1 rRNA gene is annotated in these 945 nt (G+C 53.1%); it reads right to left on the reverse strand.

What is annotated here, in order from left to right:
- A 16S ribosomal RNA gene (locus C5749_RS19340) occupies positions 1–841 on the reverse strand; the annotation flags it as partial.
- Positions 842–945: the final 104 nt, after the last annotated feature.

The following is a 945-nucleotide window of genomic DNA, read 5'->3' on the forward strand; positions in this document are numbered from 1 at the left end:
TATATCGCTAACATCGAGTCATCATCGTTTAGGGCGTGGACTACCAGGGTATCTAATCCTGTTCGATCCCCACGCTTTCGTGCATCAGCGTCAATGCTGGGCTAGACAGCTGCCTTCGCAATCGGGGTTCTGGGACATATCTATGCATTTCACCGCTACTTGTCCCGTTCCGCCGTCTTCGGCCAGATTCAAGCTCGTCAGTATCAAAGGCACTGCAACGGTTGAGCCGCTGTATTTCACCCCTGACTTAACGAGCCGCCTACGCACCCTTTAAACCCAATAATTCCGGATAACGCTCGGATCCTCCGTATTACCGCGGCTGCTGGCACGGAGTTAGCCGATCCTTATTCCTACGGTACACTCAGACAGCTACACGTAGCTGCGGTTGTTCCCGTATAAAAGCGGTTTACGACCCATAGGGCCTTCATCCCGCACGCGGCATGGCTGGTTCAGGCTCCCGCCCATTGACCAATATTCCCTACTGCTGCCTCCCGTAGGAGTCTGGTCCGTGTCTCAGTACCAGTGTGGGGGATTCTCCTCTCAGAGCCCCTAGGCATCATCGCCTTGGTGCGCCGTTACCGCACCAACTAGCTAATGCCACGCGAGCCCATCCATGTCCTATGAATATTTGGATACATACCGATGCCGGTAAGTATCTTCATGCGGTGTTAATCCGTCTTTCAACGGGCTATCCCCCTGACATGGGCAGGTTGCTCACGCGTTACGCACCCGTGCGCCACTCTCATGCACCTTAGCAAGCTAAGGCGCAATCCCGTCCGACTTGCATGTATTAGGCCTGCCGCTAGCGTTCATCCTGAGCCAGGATCAAACTCTCCATTGTAAAAATGTAATTTGACCCCGGTCATCTTCTTATGACCGGATCGTCAGTAAATGTACTGTACGGCCCGGACCGAAAAAATTGTCTCTTATCTTACAACTTTCCCC

Origin of the sequence: Sphingobacterium gobiense, from assembly GCF_002980575.1 — a bacterium.
Lineage (GTDB): Bacteria > Bacteroidota > Bacteroidia > Sphingobacteriales > Sphingobacteriaceae > Sphingobacterium > Sphingobacterium gobiense.